Source organism: Candidatus Effluviviaceae Genus I sp. (genome assembly GCA_016867725.1).
Classification (GTDB): domain Bacteria; phylum Joyebacterota; class Joyebacteria; order Joyebacterales; family Joyebacteraceae; genus VGIX01.
Genome location: VGIX01000008.1, coordinates 1 through 21,751, shown reverse-complemented (window position 1 = coordinate 21,751; position 21,751 = coordinate 1). Strand labels below are relative to the sequence as shown.

The following is a 21,751-nucleotide window of genomic DNA, read 5'->3' as shown; positions in this document are numbered from 1 at the left end:
GCGATCGCACAGCCGATGGGTGCGCGGCCATGCGATCCTCACCTGCGATCCTCGTATCACTCGAGCACGGCCGCGATCCCCGGGCAGTCGAGCGCGTCGGCGAGGGTCTTCACGCCGGCCGCGTCCCGTCCGTCACGGCCCGACACCGAGGCCATCGCGCGCGCTCCGATCAGGACGCTCACCTCACGGAGCCCGCGCTCGTCGGAGGTCTCGACCGCGTCGAACCCGCAGGCCGTCGTCGTCCGCATGCCCGGGTGGCCCGCCATGGACGCGAGCGCCGGGTTCCTCGCCATCATGCGAAGGGAGCCGAGGAGCGGCGAGTCCACGGCGATGGACACGCCGATCGTGGTGCCCGCGGGCGTTCCGTACGAGCGCGACACCACGAGGCCGCCCGCGGAGCCCGCCCCCTTCGGATCGGTCCCCGCCTCCTTGAGCGGCCCGGCGGTCCAGCCGCTCGGAGCCGCAGGGAGGAACTCCGCCAGCCGCGCGGCGAGCTGTGCGCGCAGGAGGAGCAGCGCCGTCTCGAGCCCCGCCCCGGCGCCGACGAGGTTCCCCGCGCCATACGCAGCCTGCGCGGCGGCGATCGCATCCGTCACCTCGTCCGCGCGAGCGGGCGCGGCCGCAAGCGCAGCGATCGCGATCGCCGCGACCAGCGCGGCCGTTCCGAATGCCCTCATGGTCATGGCCTTCCTCCGATCTCGGCGACGAGGACCTTCCTGGAGCGCGGGCCGTCGAACTCGCAGAAGAACACGCCCTGCCAGGTCCCGAGGACAAGCCGCCCGCCGCGCACGAGCAGGGTCCGCGAGCAGCCGATCAGACTCGACTTGATGTGCGCGTCCGCGTTTCCCTCAGTGTGGCCGTAGTCGCGCGACGCGGGCACCAGCCGCGACAGCGCGCGTTCGATGTCGCTCGCGACGTCGGAATCGGCACTTTCGTTGATGGTGACGGCGGCTGTAGTATGGGGAACGTAGACGACGACGGCCCCGTGCTCGAGGCCCATCTCAGCGACCGCGCGCTCGACGTCGCGCGTGATGTCAACGAGGGCGGTTCGTGACGGGGTTCTGAGGGTGATCGTCCTGTCCATGGGGCGCCCCCTTTGCCTCGGAGCGGCGCGGTCGTCGGCCGGCGGCGGGATGATACGGGGCCGCGGGCGCGGTGTCAACGGGGCGCCGGGCGACCCACGGGGGGAAGGCGACAGTGGCAGGCACGACGCAGGCGACCTTCGCGGTCACGGGCATGTCGTGCGCGGCGTGCTCGGGAAGGGTCGAGCGCGCGATCGGCGCGGTGCCCGGTGTGACCGCCGCGTCGGTCAACCTCGCGCTCAGGACCGCCAGCGTCGCGTTCGACCCCGCGCGCGCGACGCCCGAGGCCATCGCGGAGGCGGTGCGCGCGGCGGGCTACGGCGCCGCGCTCGAGACGCGGTCCACGGAGTCACGGGAGGAGCGCGAGGCACGCGAGATGAACGCGCTGCGGCGAGATCTCGTCGCCGCGGCCGCGCTGTCCGCCGGCGTGTTCGTTCTGGGCATGCCGCACTTCTTCCCCTTCGTGCACCACGTCCCCGTGGCCGTTCGCAACGTCGTGTCCTTCGCGCTGGCGACGCCCGTGATGTTCTGGCCCGGCCGCCGCTTCTTCCAGGGGCTTGCCACAACGCTCCGCCGCCGGACCGCCGACATGAACACGCTCGTCGCCATCGGCACAGGAGCGGCCTACACCCTGAGCACGGTCGCCACGTTCGCGCCGCGCGCGTTGCCCCACGGAGGCGGCGACCACGGCGGCCACGTGTACTTCGAGTCGAGCGCGATGATCATCACCCTCGTCCTCCTGGGGCGCTACCTCGAGCGGAGGGCCACCGGCAGGGCCTCGCAGGCCGTGAGGAAGCTCGCCGGGCTCGCGCCGAAGCGCGCGCGCCTCGTCCGCGGCGGCGCCGAGACGGAGGTCCCCGCGGACGAGGTCGTCCCGGGCGACGTGGTCGTGGTTCGGCCGGGCGAGCGCGTCCCCGTGGACGGCGTCGTATCGAGCGGCGCATCGGCCGTGGACGAGTCGCTCGTCACGGGCGAGAGCGCGCCCGCGGACAAGGGGCCGGGAAGCGAGGTGGTCGGAGGCACGATCAACACCACGGGCTCGTTCACCTTTACGGCCACGCGCACGGGGCAGGCGACGGTGCTCGCGGGGATCATCAGGATGGTCGAAGAGGCGCAGGGGTCGCGCGCGCCCATCCAGCGCCTCGCCGACCGGGTTGCCGCCGTCTTCGTGCCCGCGGTCCTCGGCGTCGGGCTCGTCACGCTCGCCGCGTGGCTCCTCTTCGGCCCGGAGCCCCGCCTCGCGCCCGCGCTGCTGTCCTTCGTGTCGGTGCTCGTCATCTCGTGCCCGTGCGCGATGGGGCTCGCGACGCCGACGGCCATCATGGTCGGCACCGGCCGCGCGGCCGAGATGGGGATCTACGTCCGCGGCGGCGCCGTGCTCGAGACCGCGCACCGCCTCACGACGGTCGTCCTCGACAAGACGGGGACGCTCACGGCAGGCAGGATGTCCTTCGCCGGCGCGTCGCCGGCGCCGGGGGTCACGGAGAACGAGCTCGTCGCGGTCGCCGCGGCCGCCGAGCGACCCTCGGAGCACCCGATCGCGGCCGCCGTCGTGTCCGAGGCGTTGCGCCTCGGGCTGGCCGTGGACGGCGCACAGGGGTTCGAGGCGCTGCCCGGCCGCGGCGTGCGCGCCTCGGTCGGCGGCGCGACCGTGATCGTGGGCACGGGCGCGCTCCTCGCGGAGCACGGCGTCGCCGCCCCGGACGGCGCAGGCGACGCGCTCGCCCGGAAGGGCCTCACTCCCCTCCTGGTCACCCGGGACGGCCGCTACCTGGGCGCGATCGGGGTCGGCGACACGCTCCGGCCCGAGGCGAGGCGTGCCGTCGCCGATCTGCGAGGCATGGGGCTTTCGGTCGTGATGCTCACCGGTGACCGCGAGCGGACGGCCCGCGCGGTGGCCGGCGAGGCCGGCATCGACCGCGTGCTCTCCGAGGTCCTCCCCGACGGCAAGGTGGCGGCCGTCGAGCGACTCCGCGCCGCGGGCGAGGTCGTGGCCATGGTGGGCGACGGCATCAACGACGCTCCGGCCCTCGCCACCGCCGACGTCGGCGTCGCGCTCGTCACGGGGACCGACGTGGCCGCCGAGGCCTCGGACATCACGCTCCTTCGGCCCGACCTCACCGGGGTCGCCACCGCCGTCAGGCTGTCGCGCGCGACGATGCGGGTCATCCGCCAGAACCTGTTCTGGGCGTTCTTCTACAACACGGTCGGCATTCCCATAGCGGCCGGCGCGCTCTACCCCGCCTTCGGCATCACGCTCCAGCCGATGTACGCGGCGCTCGCGATGGCCTTCTCGTCCGTGTCGGTCGTGTCGAACTCGCTCAGGTTGCGCCGCGTCAGGCTGACGCCCGCACCTCGGCGGCAGACGAACGGCGCGGCGGCCGCACAGGCCTCCGCGTGACGCCGACAGGGCGATTCCCATTGACGCCCGAATACCGGCGCCTATATAGGTTAGGTAAGCCACCCGGCCGACCCCGCATGCGCCGCGTCGAGGGAGGCGCCGGCGGCAGAGGCCATCCTGAAGGGAGAAGGACATGCTGATCGCTCTTCTCATCGTGATCGGAGTCATCGTCCTCTACGTGATCGGGACGTTCAACGGACTGGTCGTCCTCAGGAACCGCATCGAGAACGCGTGGTCCCAGATCGACGTCCAGCTCAAGCGGCGGACCGACCTCATCCCGAACCTCGTCGAGACCGTGAAGGGGTACGCGTCGCACGAGAAGGAGGTCTTTCAGAGGGTGACGGAGGCGCGCGCCGCGCTCATGAAGGGCGGTGGCGTGAAGGAGCAGGCTGAGGCCAACAACATGCTCACCGGCGCCCTCAAGTCGCTCTTCGCGGTCGCCGAGGCCTATCCGGAGCTCAAGGCCAACCAGAACTTCATGATGCTGCAGGAGGAGCTGGCAGGGACGGAGAGCAAGATCGCCTACGCGCGCCAGTTCTACAACGACACCGTCCTCAAGTACGACAACATGCGGGAGAAGTTCCCGTCCAACATCGTCGCCGCCATGTTCAACTTCGCCGCGAGGGACTACTTCGAGGTCGGCGAGGCGGAGCGTGAGCCGGTGAAGGTGAAGTTCTAGGCCGTCGCAACGTGCCGCGGGCCCTGCGCGGGCGCCACTGGCGACCCCGGGGCCCGCGGCGCTCCACCGTCCGGAGCCTGAATCCATGTGGGAGCAGATCTCGAGCAACAAGGCCAAGTCCGGGCTGCTCGTCGCCTTCTTCGTGGCGTTCGTCATCTTCCTGGGCTGGATCTTCGGAAAGACCACGGTGTGGGGACCGGTCGCCCCCGTCATGGCGGCGATCATCGCGGGCGTGATGGCGTTCGCGGGATACTACAACAGCGACAAGATCGTCCTCGCCATCAGCAGGGCCCGGCCGGCCACCAAGCAGGAATTCCCCTACCTCTACAACACGGTCGAGGGGCTGGCCATCGCCGCCGGCCTGCCGATGCCGAAGCTCTACGTCATCGACGACACGGCCCCGAACGCGTTCGCGACGGGCAGGAACCCCGAGCACGCCGCCATCGCGGTGACGACGGGGCTCCTGCAGAAGCTCAACCGCGCTGAGCTCGAGGGCGTCATCGGGCACGAGATGGCGCACATCGCCGACTACGACATGCTGCTCATGACGCTCACCGTCGTGATGGTCGGGACCGTCGCGCTCGTGAGCGACTGGATGCTGCGGTCGTTCCTCTGGGGGGGCGGGAGGCGTCGCCGCGACGTGGGCGGCGGGCAGGCCGGCATGATCCTGATGCTCGTCGCGCTCGCCCTCGCCATCCTCTCCCCGATCATCGCGCAGCTGATCCGGCTCGCGATCTCGCGGCGCCGCGAGTTCCTCGCGGACGCCAATGCGGCGAGGCTCACGCGGTATCCTGAGGGCCTCGCGAGCGCGCTCGAGAAGCTGGACCGAGACCGCGAGCCGCTCGAGGCGGCGAACAAGGCGACCGCGCACCTCTACATCGTGAACCCGCTCAAGGACATCGGGGGCACGATGAACGAGCTCTTCTCGACCCACCCGCCCATCGAGAAGCGCGTCGCGGCCCTGAGGGCGATGTAGCGCTCCCGCGCGGGCCGGCCGCCCGGTCGGGGCCGGCGCACCGCGCAACACGGCCGATGAAGACAAGAGGGACGCCCGAGCGGGCGTCCCTCTTTCGTCGCCAGCCGGCCGTGCGCTATCGGTAGAGAACCTTGATCGTGGTCCAGGTCGTCTGCTCGACGGGCGCCCAGAGGTTGCAGTCGGGCAGCGGTCCCTCGTAGTCGCACACGATGCACTCGTCGCCCGCCCGGATCACGAGTGCGTCGTAGTAGACTGCGGAGGGAAGCGGCGCGCCGAACGAGGCGTACGAGAACACGCCCGTGTCCGCCGAGAGCGGCAGGCAGTTGACCGTCGCTCCCGTGTTGGCGAAGCGGACGTGGACTCCCTCGATCCAGCAGAACTCGTCGAAGAACCTCATCGTGCCGATCCAGGCGATCGTGCTGGAAGGAGCTCCGGCGACATTGTAGCAGCCAGGCTGCGCCAAGGAGGTGCCTCCGAGCGGGATCACGTAGTTCGCTTCCAGAGCGTTGCCGGGCGTGTAGAACTCGCAGTCGAAGAGCGTCGGCAGTACGAGGTTGATCTCGTCAGGCAGCGCCTCCCCGCCGAAGTCCCACGTCACCGTCACCGTGTAGATGTACGCGCCGTTCTGTCCCTCGGTCACGTCACCGACCGCCCCGCACGCCACCGCCCCCTGCGCGCCCGAGGCGCCGAGGCCCCCGATCATCGCCGCCAGAGCCATCGCGCACACGCTGGTCCGTCTCATGCCGCACCTCACCTTCCTGCAGTGTCGTCCGCAGACGGGAACTCCATCCCCTTCATACCGAATCTTACCACGACTGACGAAGGTCGTCAAGCACCGGGACGCCCCAGCCCTCAGCCCCTGCTCAGATGCCTCAGGAGCGCGGCCGCAGGCATCGTGTTCAGCACCGACGCCGGGCCGGCCCAGGCGCGCCGTGCGGTCGCCACGCCGAGTTCCATCATCCAGAACTGGTCCACGTGGTGCGAGTCGGTTCCGAGCGCCAGTCGAACTCCCAGTTCGACGGCCCTCCTCGCGTTGACGTCGTTGAGGTCGAGCCTCTCGTGGTAGCAGTTGATCTCGAGCGCGGCGCCGCTCTTCGCGGCGGCCTCCATCACGCGGCCGAGGTCGACCGCGTACGCCGGCCTCGTGCCGAGCAGCCGCCCCGTCGGGTGGCCGATGATGTCCACGCGGGGGTTCTCGACGGCCGAGACGATCCGCCCGGTGATCCTGTCCTCGCTCTGCTGGAAGCCGCTGTGGATGGATGCGACGACGACGTCCAGCCGCTCCAGGACGGCATCCGGCAGGTCGAGGCGCCCGTCGGAGAGGATGTCCACCTCGGATCCGGAAAGCACCCTGAACCCCCTGAGCCTCTTGTTCAGGGCCGTGATCTCCTCGAGCTGCCGCTCGAGCCGCTCGACGGACAGCCCGTGCGCGATGCCGAGAGAGCGCGTGTGGTCCGTGATCGCCACGTACGAGTATCCCCGCGCCTTCGCCGCGCGCGCGACCTCTTCGATGGTCGAGCCGCCGTCGCTCCAGTTCGAGTGAACGTGGAGGTCGCCTCGGATCTGCGCGCCGTCGAGGAGTTCGGGCAGCCTTCCGGCCATCGCGGCCTCGACCTCGCCGCGGTCCTCGCGGAGCTCCGGGGGAACAAGCGGGAGACCGAGCTTCTCGTAGACCGCGGCCTCGGTCCGCGCCGCGGCAGCCTTCGCGCCCTTGAACAACCCGTACTCGTTGAGTTTGAGCCCCTTCTCCTGCGCGATGCCGCGCAGGCGGACGTTGTGCTCCTTCGAGCCGGTGAAGTACATGAGCGCCGCGCCGTACTGACCCGGCTTCACGACGCGGAGGTCGATCTGGAGCGCCCCCGCGACGCGCACGCTCGCCTTCGTCGTCCCGGCGGCCAGCACCTCCTCAACGAGCGGCAGCTTCACGAAGGCCCTGACGACGGCCGCCGGCTTCGCGCTCGCCGCGAGCACGTCGATGTCGCCGATGGTCTCGCGCCGCCGCCGGACGGACCCGGCAAGGTCCGCGCGCTCGACGCCCTGGATCGCGGCGAGCGCGCCGATGACCTCCCGGGCCGTCGGCAGGACGGCGCCCAGCGTGAGCCGCCCCGACCGCGACTCGTGCGCGCGCACGCCCGCCTCGATGTTCTCGACCTTCTTCGGGCCGATGCCCGGGAGCTCGAGGATCTTCCTGCCGCGGAGCGCGCGCTTCAGTCCCGACAGCGACTTCACGCCCAGGGACTTCCAGAGAAGGCCGATGGTCTTGGGCCCGAGGCCGGGAACCAGGAGAAGCTCCGAGAGGCCGGCGGGGATCGTCCTCTTCGCCTCCTCGTACGCCGCGATGCGCCCGCTCGCGAGGTACTCCGCGATCCTCTCGGCGGTGCCCTTCCCGATGCCCGGCACCTCGGTGATCGCGCCCGACGCCGAGAGCTCGGCGACGTCGGTGGGAAGATCGTCAACGATGCGCGCGACCCGCCGATACGCGTTGACGCGGAACGGGTCCTGCCCCGTGATCTCGAGGATGTCCGCGAGGCTCGAGAGGATCTCGGCGATCTCCTTGTTCTTCATCGCGGGCGCTCCATCGCCTACCCCTTCATCACGCCGACGGGCTTGAGGCGCGCGACGCGGCGCGCGATCCCGGCCCGTTCCATGACGCCCACCACGTCGGCCACGTTCTTGTATGCGTGCGGCATCTCCTCGGCCAGCGTGCCGCGGCCCTCCGCCACGACGAACACGCCCATGCGGGTGAGCTCCTCCTCGAGCCTTCTGCCCGCGGAGGCCTTCTTCGCCGCGGCGCGCGAGAGCACGCGGCCCGCGCCGTGACAGGTGCTCCCGAACGTCTCCGCCATCGCCGTGTCGGTCCCGACGCAGACGTACGACTCGCGGCCCATGTCTCCGGGGACGAGCACCGGCTGGCCGACGGCCGCGTGCGCCGTGGCGACGTCGCGATGACCGGCGGGGAACGCCCGCGTCGCGCCCTTTCGGTGAACGCAGAGGAGCCGCCGCTCGCCGTCCACCTCGTGCCGCTCGAGCTTCGCGATGTTGTGGCAGACGTCGTAGAGGAGCCGAAGGCCCAGCTTCTCCGGCCCGGCGCCCAGCGTCCGTGAGATCGTCCGGAACGCGAGCGCCATGATGACCTGCCGGTTCGCCCACGCGTAGTTGGCCGCGCACGCCATCGCCGCGAGGTACCGCTTCCCCTCCGGTGACTCGACCGGCGCGCAGGCGAGCTGCCGGTCCGGAAGCGCGATGCGGTACTTGCCCACGGCGCGCTGCATGATCTCGAGGGAGTCATCGCAGACCTGGTACCCAAGCCCGCGCGACCCGGAGTGGACGAGCAGCGTCATCTCGCCCGCCGAGAGATCGAACGCGGCCGCGGCCTTCTCGTCGTAGATCTCGTCCACGAACCCGATCTCGAGGAAGTGGTTGCCCGAGCCGAGCGTCCCGACCTGGTCCAGCCCGCGCTCGACGGCGCGCTCGCTCACGGCGGCGGGGTCGGCCTGCGGAAGGCGGCCGCGCTCCTCGGTGCGCTCGAGGTCGGGCTCGTCGCCGAGGCCGCGCTTCACGGCCCACGCCGCGCCCTGCGCCATGACCTCCGTGAGTTCCTTCTTCGTGAGCTTCCCGATGGCGCCGTGCGACCCCAGCCCGCACGGGACGTCGTGGAAGAGCGCGCGGACGAGCTCGGGGACGCGCGGCCGAACCTCGTCGATGAGCGTCCGGCTCGTCGCGAGCCGCACGCCGCAGTTGATGTCGTACCCCACGCCGCCGGGCGACACGACGCCGCCCTGCTCCGGGTCGGTCGCCGCGACGCCGCCGATGGGAAACCCGTAGCCCCAATGGATGTCGGGCATCGCGAGCGAGCATCGGACGATCCCGGGCAGGTGCGCGACGTTGGCCACCTGGTCGAGCGCCTTCTCCTCACGGATGTGCGCGAGGAGCTTCTCGTCCGCGTAGACGCGGCCGGGGACGCGCATCGCGCCCGCCCTCGGAAGCTCCCAGACGCAGTCGCGCACGGGCCTGAGGCCGTGGTCGCCGTGTGACATCACATGGTCCTCGCCGCGCCTGGACGCCGGCGGCCCGGACTCAGCCGCCCCGCGCCGGCCACCCGCCTACGTGTCGAACACGACGCGGACGGCCCAGCCGCCGCCCGCCTCCTCGATCCTGAGCTCGTGGTAGGTTACGGCCTTGATCTCCACCCGCACGAGGTGCTTCGCGCGGTCGAGCGGTTCGCCGGCGACCTCGGCTTCGACCGACAGGCCGTCGAGCCGCCGAACGCTGAATCTTGAGAGAAGGACTCCGTGGGACTCCGCAACGAAGAGGAGTTCCGAGAGCCATCGAACGAGGAGATTCTGGAGGTCGGTCCCGCTCACGCGGACCTCGGCCCGCCAGCGCTCGCCGACGCGCTCGATGTCCGTCATGACGTCGAACATCGCTGCGGCCGCGCGCTCGAGGGCCGACGCGAGATCGGGCGCCTCGAGCTCGATGCCCACGTCGGCGGTGTGCTCGATCTCGCGGTACGGAGGTCTCGTCCCCATCGAGCCCCCGATCAGCCGGCGCCTCCGCCTCCTCCGCCGCCCCCTCCTCCGCCGCCACCCGTTCCCCCGCCGCCCGTCCCGCTCGCCGTGCTCATCGCGCTCCCGGCCGTCGCGACCATGCTCGAGAGCCCCTCGGAGAACCCGGCGATGCTGCCGCCCAGCCCCTCGCCCATGCGGCTCGCCGCGCCCGCGTACCAGCCCGCCGCGAAGCTGCGGCCCGCGGCCTGCTCCATCGCCGGGATGTACGGACCGAGCGCCTTCAGCACCTCCTTCGCCACGCCCAGCGTGGTCGCGTACACGAGGAAGTGCTCCCAGAGCGCGAGCGACTGCGGCGGCGCATCCTCAAGCTGCGAGAAGTGCAGCAGGTACCTCCGAAGCGCCTTCCACTTCTCGAACTCAAGCGCGCCCGCGGGGCTCCTCCGCTTGACGAGCGTCGACAGGACGATCGTGGCGAAGCCCGTCAGGAACGCGGCGAGTCCGAAGAGCGACTGCGTGAGCGCCAGCGTAAGGACCCCGACGATGACGCCTGCGACCCCGAAGAGCACGGACACGACGACCATGCGCGAGCTCGCCTTCTCGAAGAACCCCTCGGCCTCCCCGGCGCGCTGCACGTCCTTCGTCCAGCCGCGGAACCAGCTCAGGTACCGCGAGGAGTGCTTCTGAGCGTCCTTCTTGAACTCGTCGAGCGAGAGGAAGTTGAGCCGCGCGGCCGGCGAGCTGAACAGGAACCGCAGGAGATCGCGCTCGTGCTCCTCGAGCTTCCAGTCGGTCTTCCCGAGACGCTCGAGCATGTAGTCGTACTCGGTGCCTCCCCCGATGCCGAGGAACTTCGGCTTCTCCCGCTCGGTCTCGGTGATCTTCAGGTGCCCCTTCCGCGCCAGGTTCATGATCGTGGCCACCATGTCGTCGGGGTACACGGCGCCGGACCGGTAGAGATACCCGACGATCGCCGGCGGCCGGTCGGCCGGCAGCTCGCGGAAGTAGTCGCCCTCCAAGGGGACCTTGTGCTCGCGGCCGAAGTGCCAGAACACGCCGAACCACCCCAGGAGCACGAGCGCCGCGACGGCGACCGAGAGCCTCGCGCCCGCGGCCTGCCTCGCCGTGTACGCCGCGTACCGGCTCTGCGCCTCCTCGCGCGCGCGGTTGGCCTCCTCCACCCACTCCTTCTCCTCGTTGAACGCGACGCCCCAGATCGGCCCGTGCCCGCGGACGGTCGCGCCGGGCACGAGCGACGCCGGGAACAGGACTCTCATCTCGACGAACCGCCGCGGCGGCAGCCGGTCCACGCGGAACTCGATCGTCTGCGCGTCGCGGATCCAGTACTCGCTCGTGAGCGGCGCGTGCAGCCACGCGCGCACCGAGTCCTTGTCCGCGCCCGGAGGGAGGTGGATGAGCCCGCGCACGACGCGGGCCGGCTTATCCCAGTTCTCGGCGATGAACTTCCAGTAGAGCTGCGCGAAGTCGTCGTACACGACGACCGCGTCGTGCACTGTGTACGAGATGTCGAAGGTCCTGGTCTCGTCGTCGGCCCGGTAGAACCACTTGCCGTATGCGTACCGGCCTTCGTGATCGTACGAGACCCAGTACGTCCCCGGCGTGCGCGGCTCGTCGATCTCGCCCCGCTCGCGGAGCGCGTACGGCTCGCCCTTCTCCGAGACGACGAGGTCCGTGATGTCCACGCGCGCCCCGCCCGCCGTCCGCGCCTTCTCCACCTGGTAGTAGGCGAAGGTGAAGCTGTCGTCGAACAGGTACGAGCGCGACTCGCGGTACTCGAAGCTCCCGTCGGGCCGAACCGTGACGTCCACGACGACCTCGGGGAACGAGTAGTCCTTTGCGGCCGCGACGCCGGCGAGGGCGGCGAGCACCGCGGCGAGAGCGGCTGCGGCGAAGCACAGACCTCTTCGCATGCGACCTCCGTCAGGACTTCGTGGAGATGGAGACGTCCTTCATCAGAACGTACGGATAGCTGTGGCTCCCGATGAACCCCATGAGCCCCACGCGCTCGACCTCTTTCGAGATCCCCACGACGTTGTCCTTGAGCAGCCGATAGATGTTCCCGGCGACCATCGTGTCCTTCACGCGCCCCGCGACGCGCCCGTTCTCGACCTTGAGACCGTAGGCGACGTTGCCGGAGAAGTCCCCGGCGAGCAGGTTGCTCATCATGATGCCCATGATGCTGTCCACGATCACGCCGCTCTTCATCCGGTCGAGGAGCTCCGCGTGGGGCGCATCGCCGCCCGCCATCTCCCAGCCCGTGATCTCGGGCTGCGGCACGGCTCCGATGTCCTTCGTGTGCACGAGCCGCCTGAGCTTGAGGCCGTTGCCCGTGGCCGGCATCCCGAGCTTCTTCGCCGTCCTCTGGTCCGTGATGAACCCCTTGAGAACGCCCCCGACCACGAGCGGCGTCCGCTGCATCGGCACGCCCTCGTCGTCGAACGGTGCGGACGCAAGCCCGCCGTCGGCCATGCCGTCGTCGTGGATGGTGACCCGCTCGTCGAACACCGTCTGCCCGAGCTTCCCGGTGAGCGGCGAGACCTTCCGCTCGACGATCGACCCGTTCAGCCCCTGGTTCAGCGTCATCATGACGTCCGCCATCGCGCGCGGCGTGAAGAGGACCATCGTCGGTCCGCCGGACACGCTCGCGTTCTTCCGACCGTTCCTGAAGTCCTCGATGATCCGCTCGACGAGCCCGTCTCCGGAGTCATCCAGCGCGCTGCCCCCGTAGTACCCTCCGGCGTCGAGCATGTTCGTCCCCTCGACGAGCCGGCCGCCGACGTAGAACACGTACTGGGTTCTGCGGAACGCGCCCTCGAACCCGTCGGATGTCGCGACGGAGATCTCCTGCACGTCCCGGCGCGTGGTCGCCTCGGCGTTGATCTTCTTCTCGTAGTCGAGGACGCGGGAGATGCCGTCCTCCATCCGCCGGATCATCTCCTCGACCGCAAGGTTCTCGATGCGCGCGTCCACGATCGCCGGCGACGGCGGGCTCGCGGGCGCGGCGAAGGGGTGCTCCGCCTTCTCGCCGAACGCCGACGTGACGACGGCGTCCTCGGCCACGCGGTCCAGGTCGTCGAGCCGCGTGCTCGTCGCGAACCCGATCCTGCCGTCCTTCACGACGCGCACCGCGACGCCGCTCTCCTCGGTCCTCGACACCCCCTTGAGCCGCCCGGTCTCGAAGTCGACCCGCGTGCTGAGCGAGGTGAGACGGAAGACCTCGCACCGCTCGGCGCCCTTCCCGGCTGCCCTCTCGATGATCTCCCTCACGTCACTCACCTCCGATGACGACATTCCTGATGCGCACGTGCGGCGCGCCGTGGCTGGTCTGGAGAGGGAATTGCCCGCCCTTCCCGCACCCGCCCGGGCCGTTGTGCGTCTCGAAGTCGTTGCCGATCATGTCGATGTTCTTGAGCGTGACGAACACGTTGCCTGTGAGCGTGGCGTCGCGCACCTGCTCCGCCAGCCTGCCGTCCCTGATCATGGTGGCGTTGGCGGCCGAGAACGTGAACATCTCGCCGTTCGTCTGGCCGCCCTGCGCGCTCACGCAGTACACGCCGAGCTTCACGCCCTCGAGCATGCGGTCGAACGGCGCGTCACCGCTCTCGATGCAGGTGTTCCGCATGCGGCAGATGGGCGGGAACCGGTAGTCGATCTCGCGCGCGTTGCCGGTGGGACGCTCCCCCATCTTGCCGGCGGTCTCGCGCGAGTGGAGCCTCCCGACGAGTTTCCCCTCCCGGATGAGGTACGTCTTCTCGGCGGGCACGCCCTCGTCGTCGAAGAGCAGGGAGCCGCGCTCGCCCTTGTCGAGGCCGGTGTCGTACACGTTGAGCAGCCGGCCGCCGAACTCGCGGCCGAGCGTCATGACCTCCTGGAGGTTCCTGTCCTCGTAGACGTTGTCGCCCTCGGAGAGATGGCCGAACGCCTCGTGGATGAACGTCCCGGCGAGGATCGGGTCGAGGATGACCGTGTACTCGCCGCCCTTCACCTTCGGCGCGTCGAGCTTGCCGAGCGCGATCGCGCACGCCTCGTCCACTTCCTTCTCGCGACCGCGCGCCACGCCGAAGTCGTCGCTCCCGCCGAACGACACCGAGTACATCTGCGTGTCGCCGCCGGCCGAGGCGACGGGCGTCACGGCGCCGCCGAGATCGACCCTCTCCTGGTAGACCAGACTCCCCTCGCTGTTGGCGTACCAGAGTCGCCGCATGCGGTCGAAGTACCGCGTGACCGTGCTGACGATGCGGCCGCCCTTGCCGAGCGCCCGGTCGTTGTACTCCTTGAGGAGCGCGACCTTCGCCTCGAGGGGAACGGACCGCGGGTCTTCCTTCACGTCCAGGAGCACGTCGGCCCGCGCGGGCTCGACCGGCGCGAGCGCGCTCGTCTCCTTCCCGACGAGCCGCGCCTGCTCGACCGCGTACCCCGCGAACTCGTCGAGCCGGTCGAGGCTGTTGAACGAGGCGAACCCCCATCCCCCCCTGTGGAGCGCGCGCACGTTGCCGCCGAAGTCGAGCTTGCGGCCGATGTCGGCGATGCGCGGCCCGTTGAACTGGACGCGCGACTCCTCGGTCTCCTCGACGTGGACCTCGAGGTAGTCGCACCGTCCCGCGTGCCGCCTGACGACCTCCTCCAGACGCTCCTTCATCGGTCCTCCCACGGTGTTCGGTCGCGCGGGGCCTCCCCCGCGACGCTACTCCTCGACGATCGTGATGGCGTGCGTGATCTCGGTGGCCTTCCGGAGGGCCTGACCCACCGTGCAGTACTTCTCCTCGGAGAGCCTCACGGCCTGCTCGACCTTCTCCTTCGCGAGCCCCTTCCCCCGGACGGTGTACTCGATGTGGATGCCGTCGTACCCGGCCGGGTAGCCCTGCTTCTTCTTCGAGGTCACGCGGACCTCGAAGCCCGTGACCTGCTGCCGCATCTTCGCGAGGATCTCGATGACGTCGATCCCTGTGCAGCCGGCAAGCCCGAGCAGCGGGAGCTCCGCGGGCCGGAAGCCGTCGCCGCCCCCTCCGGCGGCCTTGCTCGCGTCGAGGGCGATCGGCCGCCCCTCCCCGTCCCACGCGTCGAACGCGAGCCTCCCCTTCCAGACGGCCCTCGCCTCAAGCATGAAGTCCTCCTCGCAGTGGGCGGGCCCTACCACGTCGGGACGCGGTAGCCCAGACAGACCGAGACGCCGGCGCCGTCGCCGCGGGAGTCGCCGCTGAAGTCATCCTCGTTCACGCCGACGAACTCCCGCGTGTAGGACATCACGTAGTAGTCGCCGCGGATGGTGAGCACGAAGCGCGGACTGAGAATGCGATCGACGCCCGCGGTGACGTACGCGCCGTAACCCGTGGCGCGTCGGAAGTCGGAGCTGGACTCGATGTCCACCCGCCGCTCGAGCGACAGCCGGACGCCCCCGATCCCCACGAACGGCTGCGCGTCGCTCTCGGGGCTGAAGGTGTACCGGACCCCGACGAACGCGTGGTCGAGGTCCCATCGCTCGTCCGTCGAGAGGACCTTGTGCCACGACTGCACGACACGCCCCTCCACCGAGAGCACATCGGTCAGCCCGAGCATGAACCCGAAGCCGAACCCCCAGCCGTTCTCGATGCGCCGCTCGTTGACGTAGGCCTCTCCGAAGGGCAGCGTGTAGCGCGGCGCTTCGGCCCAGAGCTCCGCGCCCCTCCGGCCGTATCCCGAGAAGGGAGACGGCTCGTCCGCCGTCGCCGGCCCGGCCGCGAGGAGCAGGGCGCACGCAAGGAGCGCGGGCGCGGGGCTAGCCGCGCGTCTCGCGGTCGATCCAGTCACCGTAGGCCTCCGATGCACGCTCGATGGGAAGGACGACGATCTCGGGTACCTCGTACGGGTGCCGCTCCGCCAGGAAGCGCTCGAGGCGCTCGCCGAGTTCGGCGCGGGTCTTGAAGAGGCAGAGCCACTCGACGGCCGTCTCGACCGCACCGCCCCACCAGTACGCGCTCTCGACGGGCCCGACGATCTGGCCGCACGCCGCGAGCCTCGCGTCGAGGACCTCACGCACGAGCTCAGCCGCGCGGTCCCGCGAGTCGAGCGTCGTCTGTACCTGCACGAATCGGTCTGCCTTGTCACGGGGGCTCACGCGAGGTTCCCTCGGTCGGGTGGTGCGGCGGGATCGACGCCCGGTCGGCTCAGATCAACGTATACCTCAGAACGAACAGAACGGCAAGGCAGTACACGAGCCAGTGCACCTGCCTGCCCTTGCCGGAGAGGAGCTTCACGAGCGGGTAGCTCACGAACCCCACGGCGAGCCCGTGCGAGATGTTCGTGAGCGGCATGACGACGAGCGTGAGAAACGCCGGGATGGCCTCGGAGTAGTCGCCCCACGGGATCCTCGCGACGCTCTGCATCATGAGGCAGCCGACGACGATGAGCGCGGGCGCCGTCACGGGGTGCAGCACGAGCCCGGCGGCCGTCTGGCTGCCGCCGCCGAACGCCTGCGCGAGCGGCGCGAAGAAGAGCGCAGCGAGGAAGAGGAGCGCCGTGAAGACGTTCGAGAGGCCGGTGCGCCCGCCCACCCCGACGCCCGCCGCGCTCTCGATGTAGCTCGTCGTCGTGGACGTCCCGCACGCCGCGCCGAGGGCGGTCCCGACGGCGTCCGCCATGAGGGCGCGGCCGGCCCGCGGGAGCCTGTCGTCCTTCATGAACCCGCCGGCCGTGCCGATCCCCACGAGCGTGCCGACGGTGTCGAAGAGGTCGAAGAAGAAGAGCACGAAGATGGGCACGACGTACTCGAGGCGGAGCGCGTCGAGCGGGCGCATCTTCAGGAAGGTCGCCGACATGTCCGGCGCGGCGAACACGCCGCCCGACCGGACGAGCCCGGTCGCAAGCCCCACGGCCCCCGTCGCCAGAATGCCCCACAGGATGCCGCCGCGCACGCCGGCGGCGAGGAGGACCGCGGTGAGCCCGAGCCCGAAGAGCGCGAGGAGCGTGTGGGGCTCGTGGAGGTCTCCGAGGCCGACGAGTGTCGCGGGGTCGGCCGTGACGATGCCGGCGTCCTTGAGTCCGATGAACGCGATGAAGAGCCCGATGCCGCCGGCCGCCGCGAGCTTGAGGGACGCGGGCACCGCGTTCACGATCTGCTCACGCACCCGGAAGGCGGAGAGCGCGATGAAGACGAGGCCCTCGACGAGGACCATGCCGAGCGCGACTTCCCACGGCACACCCATCTGGCCGCAGATGACGAAGCTGAAGAACGCATTGAGCCCCATGCCGGGGGCGAGCGCGATGGGGTAGTTCGCGAGAAGGCCCATGAGCAGCGTGGCGGCGGCCGAGGCGACGCACGTCGCGGCCATGACCGCCCGGAAGTCCATGCCCGCGCCCTGCGGGGCGGAGAGGATCGCCGGGTTGACGAAGACGATGTAGGCCATCGTCATGAACGTCGTCACGCCGGCGATGAGCTCCACGCGCACGGTGGTCCCGTGCTCCCTGAGTCTGAAGAGCCGCTCCAGCATGGCTGCCTCCGGAAGGGGGTCCGACGGGGACGGGGGACGCGGCGCCCCCCGCTCTTCTGCCCTGCAGGCGGCGGAGTATAGGAAGCGTCGCTCGGCGGCGACAAGAGAAAACGGGCGGCCGCTGCCTCCAGCGACCGCCCGCGCTTCGGGCGAGCCCAGCGCCCGGGAGCGGCCGGCGGCTCGCGCCGGCGGCCCACACCGCGTCACCGGCCGTCTAGAGCCAGCGACGCCACTGCCCGCTCTGCGGCCTCACTCCCCTGCCCGCGCCGGGCTCGCCGGCCATCGGGCACGGGCCGCCCATCATGCCGCCCGGGCGGCAGCCCGCCATCGCCTGCCTGCCCATGCAGGGCCCCGGCATCTCTCCGAGTCGCTCGGTGAAGCCACGGTCGAAGAGCATTCTCTGCTCGGCATCGAGGAGCCCGCGGACTTCCTTGTGCTGCGCCAGGCGCAGCTTGGCGAGCTTCGCGTGGATCTGCGACATCGCGTCGATCTTCGCCTCGACCTTGCCGAAGTCCGGCTCCGGCTGGGAGAGAAGGTCCCTCATCTCGAGCCGGATCGCGGCGATCTTGTTGCGATGCTCGACGCGCAGGTCGTCGTACTTCGCCCTGATCTTCTCGATCTTCTCCGTCTGCTCCGCCGTGAAGGCCGGCCTCATGGGCGCGCCACCGGCCATCCCGGGCTGCATCCCGCATGGGCCGCCCCAGCCGGCCCGGCCTCGCGCCTGCGCCGGCAGGGCGAAGGCCAGCGTGGCCGTCACGACGAGCGCCAGTGCGACGAGCGCGAGCATCCTGTTCGTTCTCATCTCGGTCTCCTTTCGGTTCAGACGGGCCCCGGACCATCGAGCATGGCCACCTGTCAAGCAACGGTCATGCCAGCCGCGGCGGAACGCGCGCCGCTCAACGGTCCTCGGCGCAAGACGCTGTCCCGACGAGCATTAGGGCGGGACGCGCGCAGCGCTCGACCGATCGCGTGTGCGGCGCGCTTCGTCGACTGCGCAACCGCTGCGCACATCCGGCGGGGTCCGGCCGTCCCGTTGCGCAGATTCTTCGCACCGGGAGCCGGCGCGCCGAGGTCGCGCGGCGCCCGCCCTCAGAGGTCGACGCCGTACTCCCTGATCTTGTTCTGGAGGGTCCGCCTGGAGATGCCGAGGATCTTCGCGGCGTTGGTCCTGTTCCCGCCCGTCTCCTTGAGCGTCCGCACGATGACGTCCCGCTCGATCTCCCGCATCGTGCGGCCGCCGGCCGGGCCCGGCTCCTCTGAGCCGGTCGCGCGCACGCTCGGCGGAAGCTGCTCGGGGAAGATCGTCTCGCCGCGCGAGAGCACGACGGCGCGCTGCACCGCATTCTCGAGCTCCCGCACGTTCCCGGGCCACGCGTACGTCATGAGGAGACGCATGGCGCGGGGCGAGATCTTCTTCGGCTTGATGCCCTCGGGCGCGTGGAGCCTCAGGAAGTGCTCCACGAGCAGCGGCACGTCCTCGAGGCGCTCGCGGAGAGGCGGCACGACGATGGTCACGACGTTGAGGCGGAAGTAGAGGTCGTCCCGGAACCTCCCCTCCGCCACCTCGCGCTCGAGGTTCCTGTTCGTCGCCGCGATCACGCGCGCCTCCACGGCGATGTCGGCCGAGCCTCCGACGCGCTGCAGCCGGTGGTCCTGAAGGAACCTGAGCAGCTTGGCCTGGAGCGCCGGCGACATGTCGCCGATCTCGTCGAGGAAGATGGTGCCCCCCGCGGCAAGCTCGAATCTCCCCTTCCTCTGGCGCACGGCGCCCGTGAACGCGCCCCTCTCGTGGCCGAAGAGCTCGCTCTCGAGAAGCGCCTCGGGGATCGCCGAGCAGTTCACGGCCACGAACGGGTCCCGCGCGCGGGGGCTCGCCCTGTGGATCTCGCGCGCGATGACCTCCTTGCCCGTCCCGCTCTCGCCGAGGATGAGCAGGGTGGCGTCGCTCGCCGCGACCTGGTGCGAGAGCGCGAGCACCGAGCGCAGCGCGTCGCTGGCGCCCACGACGTCGCGCGACTCGCCCGGCAGCTCCTCGGCCTCCTCCGGATGGAGAGAGCCGACGAACCGCGCGATGACGGCGCGCACCTCGTCGATGTCGATGGGCTTCGTGACGTAGTCGAACGCGCCGAGCTTCATCGCTCTCACGGCCGTCTCGACGGAAGCGTACGCGGTCATCATCACGACGCCCGTGCGCGGCGAGATCTCCTTCACCCGCTCGAGCGCGGCGATGCCGTCCATGCCCGGCATGCGGATGTCCATGACCACGAGGTCGTGGAAGCCGGTCCCGAGCGCGCGCACGGCCTCGCCGCCGTCGGACGCCTGCTCGACCTCGTGGCCGTCCGACGTCAGCACGGCCTTGAGGAGTTCGCGCACGCTTGCCTGGTCGTCCACGACGAGGACGCGGAGCGCAGGCCCATCGGTGCGCGCGGTCATGCCGCCCTGCCCTCCGCCGCGTCCGCCCGGCCGGCGACGGGAACCCGCACGGAGAACGTGCTGCCGCGCCCCTTCGCGCTCGTGACGCTCACGCGCGCCCCGTTCTGTTCGAGGATGCGCGAGACGATCGTGAGCCCGAGCCCCGTGCCGCTGGGCTTCGTCGTGTAGAACGGCTCGAAGATCCGTGCGATCTCGTCCTGCTCGAGACCGGGACCGTTGTCGCGCACGCCGACCGCGACGTGCGCGGCGCCGGAGCCCGCTTGAAGCGCCGTCTCGACGACGACCGTGCCGCCCTCGCCGGCCGCGTCGATGCCGTTGAGAAGCAGATTAAGGAGCGCCTGCCGGATCTGGCGGCGGTCCACGAGAACGGCGGGGAGGCCGTCTGCGAGCTTCATCTGAACGGAGACCTTCCTGAACGCGGCGTCCTCGAGCACGAGCGCGACGGACTCCCTCACGATCTCGTTCGCGTCGGCGGGGCGCCGGTCCGGCCGGCTGGGCTTCGCGAAGTCGAGGAGCTCCTCGACAACGCGGTCGAGCCGCTCGACCTCCTCGATCATGATGTCGGCGTGCCGCTCTTCCTCCGACCCGGGCGCGAATCTGCTCCGGAAGAGCTGCGCGAATCCCTTGAGCGATGACAGCGGGTTGCGGACCTCGTGCGCGACGCCGGCGGCGAGCCTTCCCAGCGACGCGAGGTGTCGCTCCCGCTCCACTTCCTCGCGCAGCGCTTCCAGTTCGCGGAGGTCCTGGAAGAGGAGCGCGGCGCCCGCGTGCCGTCCGTCCTCACCGGCGAGAGGCGACGCGGACAGCTCGATGGGCACGCTCACTCCGCCGACGGTGACGCGGGTCTCGGTCTTGAGCGGCCCCGCCTTCCCGGCGATGACGGCGCCCACGGCCTCCCGGTCCTCGGGCGGCTCGATGCTCAGAACCTCATCCACGCTCCTGTCGCGCGCGCCGTCCGTGATGGACAGCATCGAGCGGGCCCGCGAGTTGACCGTGACGACGCGCCCGTCGGGACCGACGGACACGAGTCCGCTGGGCATGTTCTCAACAAGGTTGGTCGTGTAGGACTGCATCGTCGCGAGGGCGGTCCGCACGGACCGGTAGCTCGCGGCCGTGAACAGGAAGTAGATCCCGGCCGCGCCGACGAGAAGGAGGAGCGCCGACAGCATCACGGTGTGGTTTCGCGAGGCGAGGAACCCTGCCTCGAGGTCGGAAGCGTCCAGGCCGACGACCGCGATGAGATCGACCGGGCCGGCCGCCGTGACCCGCCGCTGCGTGAGGTCAGAGAGCCGCGCCGCAACGGTCTGGGGATCAACGGCGCACTCCATGGGGCCCCTCCCGAAGCGTCCGGGACCGCGGCCCTGCATGAGCGCGGCGCGGCACACGCGCTCGGGGTGGACGTCGAGGGCGACGGCGAACTGGTGGATCGTGCGACCCTCGACCGTGACGACCACGCCTTCGGGACGGCGGCCGCGGGGCCCCGGACGGAGCGGCCCCGACCACACCGAGCCGACCTGCCCCGGGTCGCTGTGGACCAGTACGTGCCGGTCGCCGTCAAGGATGGCGACGTACGCGACGTTCTCGCGGTCGATGACGTTCTGGAAGAACCGCTCGATGCGCGAGCGCTGCCAGGCGGGAGCGACCAGCTCGGCGTGAAGGTCGGCGGCGACGAACGCCATGACGCCGCCGGCCTGGCGGCTCAGGATCTCCGCCACCTGCGCCCGCCCGCGCCCGATGTCGCGGAAGGACACGATCGCGACGACGGCGCCCAGGATGAGGATGCTGACGACGACGAAGGCGATGGGCAGATGACCCGCTCGTCTGGCGGCCATGGAGCGCACCTCGGAAAGGGACCGGCCCGGCGCGTACGGGCCGTCCGCGCGCAGCGAGCCCCGCGGCGCGGCACCCGTTCACCGTAGGGCCATTAGACACCACGCGCGGAGCGCCGGGCAAGAGCAAAGGCCGGCTCAGTACTCGCCGAGCGTCCCGAGTCTGCGGGCGCGCCCGACGCCCCATCGGAGAACCGCCGCGCCGAAGATGCCTGCGGCAACCGCGGCGACGGCGAGGAAGGCGAGCGATGCGCGCGTCGCGGAGACGCCGGTCGATGCGGTCCCGCGAATGACGGCGAGCACGTGCGTCGTCGGGAGCGCGAGCGAGACGGGCCTCACCCACGCAGGAAGGAGGTCCG

At 70.6% G+C, this 21,751-nt stretch carries 20 protein-coding genes; 3 read left to right on the top strand and 17 right to left on the bottom strand.

From position 1 onward, the window contains the following. Positions 1 to 56: 56 nt before the first annotated feature. Both FJY74_03595 and FJY74_03590 read right to left on the bottom strand, forming a co-directional pair. Positions 57 to 683, bottom strand: a complete 627-nt coding sequence (locus FJY74_03595) for a hypothetical protein (protein ID MBM3307388.1) — start codon at positions 681 to 683, stop codon at positions 57 to 59. Beyond that, positions 680 to 1,084, bottom strand: coding sequence for a YjbQ family protein (locus FJY74_03590; GenBank protein MBM3307387.1), 405 nt, complete (start codon positions 1,082 to 1,084; stop codon positions 680 to 682). The genes FJY74_03595 and FJY74_03590 overlap by 4 nt, the downstream gene beginning before the upstream one ends. A 152-nt stretch (positions 1,085 to 1,236) precedes the next feature. Here FJY74_03590 and FJY74_03585 point away from each other — a divergent pair, with 152 nt between their 5' ends. The 3 genes from FJY74_03585 to FJY74_03575 all read left to right on the top strand — a co-directional run bounded on the left by FJY74_03585 (position 1,237) and on the right by FJY74_03575 (position 5,138). After that, positions 1,237 to 3,483: a copper-translocating P-type ATPase gene (locus FJY74_03585; GenBank protein MBM3307386.1), complete on the top strand. Its 2,247-nt coding sequence runs from the start codon at positions 1,237 to 1,239 to the stop codon at positions 3,481 to 3,483. 133 nt (positions 3,484 to 3,616) lie between these two features. Continuing rightward, entirely contained in the window at positions 3,617 to 4,162 is a 546-nt protein-coding gene (locus tag FJY74_03580) for a LemA family protein (protein MBM3307385.1), read from the top strand. 85 nt (positions 4,163 to 4,247) lie between these two features. After that, complete coding sequence (locus FJY74_03575) at positions 4,248 to 5,138, top strand: M48 family metallopeptidase (protein MBM3307384.1); 891 nt, start codon at positions 4,248 to 4,250, stop codon at positions 5,136 to 5,138. Positions 5,139 to 5,253: 115 nt separating this feature from the next. Here the strand turns inward: FJY74_03575 and FJY74_03570 are convergent, their stop codons facing one another. The 15 genes from FJY74_03570 to FJY74_03500 all read right to left on the bottom strand — a co-directional run. Continuing rightward, the gene (locus FJY74_03570) at positions 5,254 to 5,880 is read right to left on the bottom strand and encodes a hypothetical protein (protein MBM3307383.1); all 627 of its coding nucleotides are present in this window, start codon (positions 5,878 to 5,880) and stop codon (positions 5,254 to 5,256) included. A gap of 110 nt (positions 5,881 to 5,990) precedes the next feature. After that, positions 5,991 to 7,703, bottom strand: a complete 1,713-nt coding sequence (gene polX, locus FJY74_03565; GenBank protein MBM3307382.1) for a DNA polymerase/3'-5' exonuclease PolX — start codon at positions 7,701 to 7,703, stop codon at positions 5,991 to 5,993. 17 nt (positions 7,704 to 7,720) lie between these two features. After that, entirely contained in the window at positions 7,721 to 9,175 is a 1,455-nt protein-coding gene (locus FJY74_03560; GenBank protein ID MBM3307381.1) for an RtcB family protein, read from the bottom strand. 66 nt (positions 9,176 to 9,241) lie between these two features. After that, on the bottom strand, positions 9,242 to 9,667 hold the full coding sequence (locus tag FJY74_03555; GenBank protein MBM3307380.1) for an archease: 426 nt from the start codon (positions 9,665 to 9,667) through the stop codon (positions 9,242 to 9,244). 11 nt (positions 9,668 to 9,678) lie between these two features. Beyond that, on the bottom strand, positions 9,679 to 11,574 hold the full coding sequence (locus FJY74_03550; GenBank protein ID MBM3307379.1) for a DUF2207 domain-containing protein: 1,896 nt from the start codon (positions 11,572 to 11,574) through the stop codon (positions 9,679 to 9,681). Positions 11,575 to 11,584: 10 nt separating this feature from the next. Continuing rightward, positions 11,585 to 12,931 (bottom strand): TldD/PmbA family protein, encoded by a 1,347-nt coding sequence (locus FJY74_03545; GenBank protein ID MBM3307378.1) that lies wholly within the window; start codon positions 12,929 to 12,931, stop codon positions 11,585 to 11,587. A 1-nt stretch (position 12,932) separates the two neighbouring features. Continuing rightward, a complete protein-coding gene (locus FJY74_03540) occupies positions 12,933 to 14,303 on the bottom strand; it encodes a TldD/PmbA family protein (protein MBM3307377.1) in 1,371 nt (456 codons plus the stop codon). Between the two features lie 45 nt (positions 14,304 to 14,348). Then, a complete protein-coding gene (locus tag FJY74_03535; protein MBM3307376.1) occupies positions 14,349 to 14,768 on the bottom strand; it encodes an OsmC family protein in 420 nt (139 codons plus the stop codon). Positions 14,769 to 14,794: 26 nt separating this feature from the next. Further along, a complete protein-coding gene (locus FJY74_03530; GenBank protein ID MBM3307375.1) occupies positions 14,795 to 15,451 on the bottom strand; it encodes an outer membrane beta-barrel protein in 657 nt (218 codons plus the stop codon). Beyond that, the gene (locus tag FJY74_03525) at positions 15,420 to 15,758 is read right to left on the bottom strand and encodes a divalent-cation tolerance protein CutA (protein ID MBM3307374.1); all 339 of its coding nucleotides are present in this window, start codon (positions 15,756 to 15,758) and stop codon (positions 15,420 to 15,422) included. Before FJY74_03525 ends, FJY74_03530 begins: the two co-directional genes overlap by 32 nt. 49 nt (positions 15,759 to 15,807) lie before the next feature. Beyond that, positions 15,808 to 17,130, bottom strand: a complete 1,323-nt coding sequence (locus tag FJY74_03520; GenBank protein MBM3307373.1) for an NCS2 family permease — start codon at positions 17,128 to 17,130, stop codon at positions 15,808 to 15,810. A gap of 214 nt (positions 17,131 to 17,344) precedes the next feature. Next, on the bottom strand, positions 17,345 to 17,932 hold the full coding sequence (locus FJY74_03515) for a Spy/CpxP family protein refolding chaperone (protein ID MBM3307372.1): 588 nt from the start codon (positions 17,930 to 17,932) through the stop codon (positions 17,345 to 17,347). Between the two features lie 287 nt (positions 17,933 to 18,219). Continuing rightward, a complete protein-coding gene (locus FJY74_03510; protein MBM3307371.1) occupies positions 18,220 to 19,563 on the bottom strand; it encodes a sigma-54-dependent Fis family transcriptional regulator in 1,344 nt (447 codons plus the stop codon). Then, positions 19,560 to 21,395, bottom strand: coding sequence for a PAS domain-containing protein (locus FJY74_03505; GenBank protein MBM3307370.1), 1,836 nt, complete (start codon positions 21,393 to 21,395; stop codon positions 19,560 to 19,562). Before FJY74_03505 ends, FJY74_03510 begins: the two co-directional genes overlap by 4 nt. Before the next feature lie 135 nt (positions 21,396 to 21,530). Further along, positions 21,531 to 21,751, bottom strand: a 221-nt coding sequence (locus FJY74_03500) for an ABC transporter permease (GenBank protein ID MBM3307369.1), incomplete at its 5' end; no start/stop codon positions are given.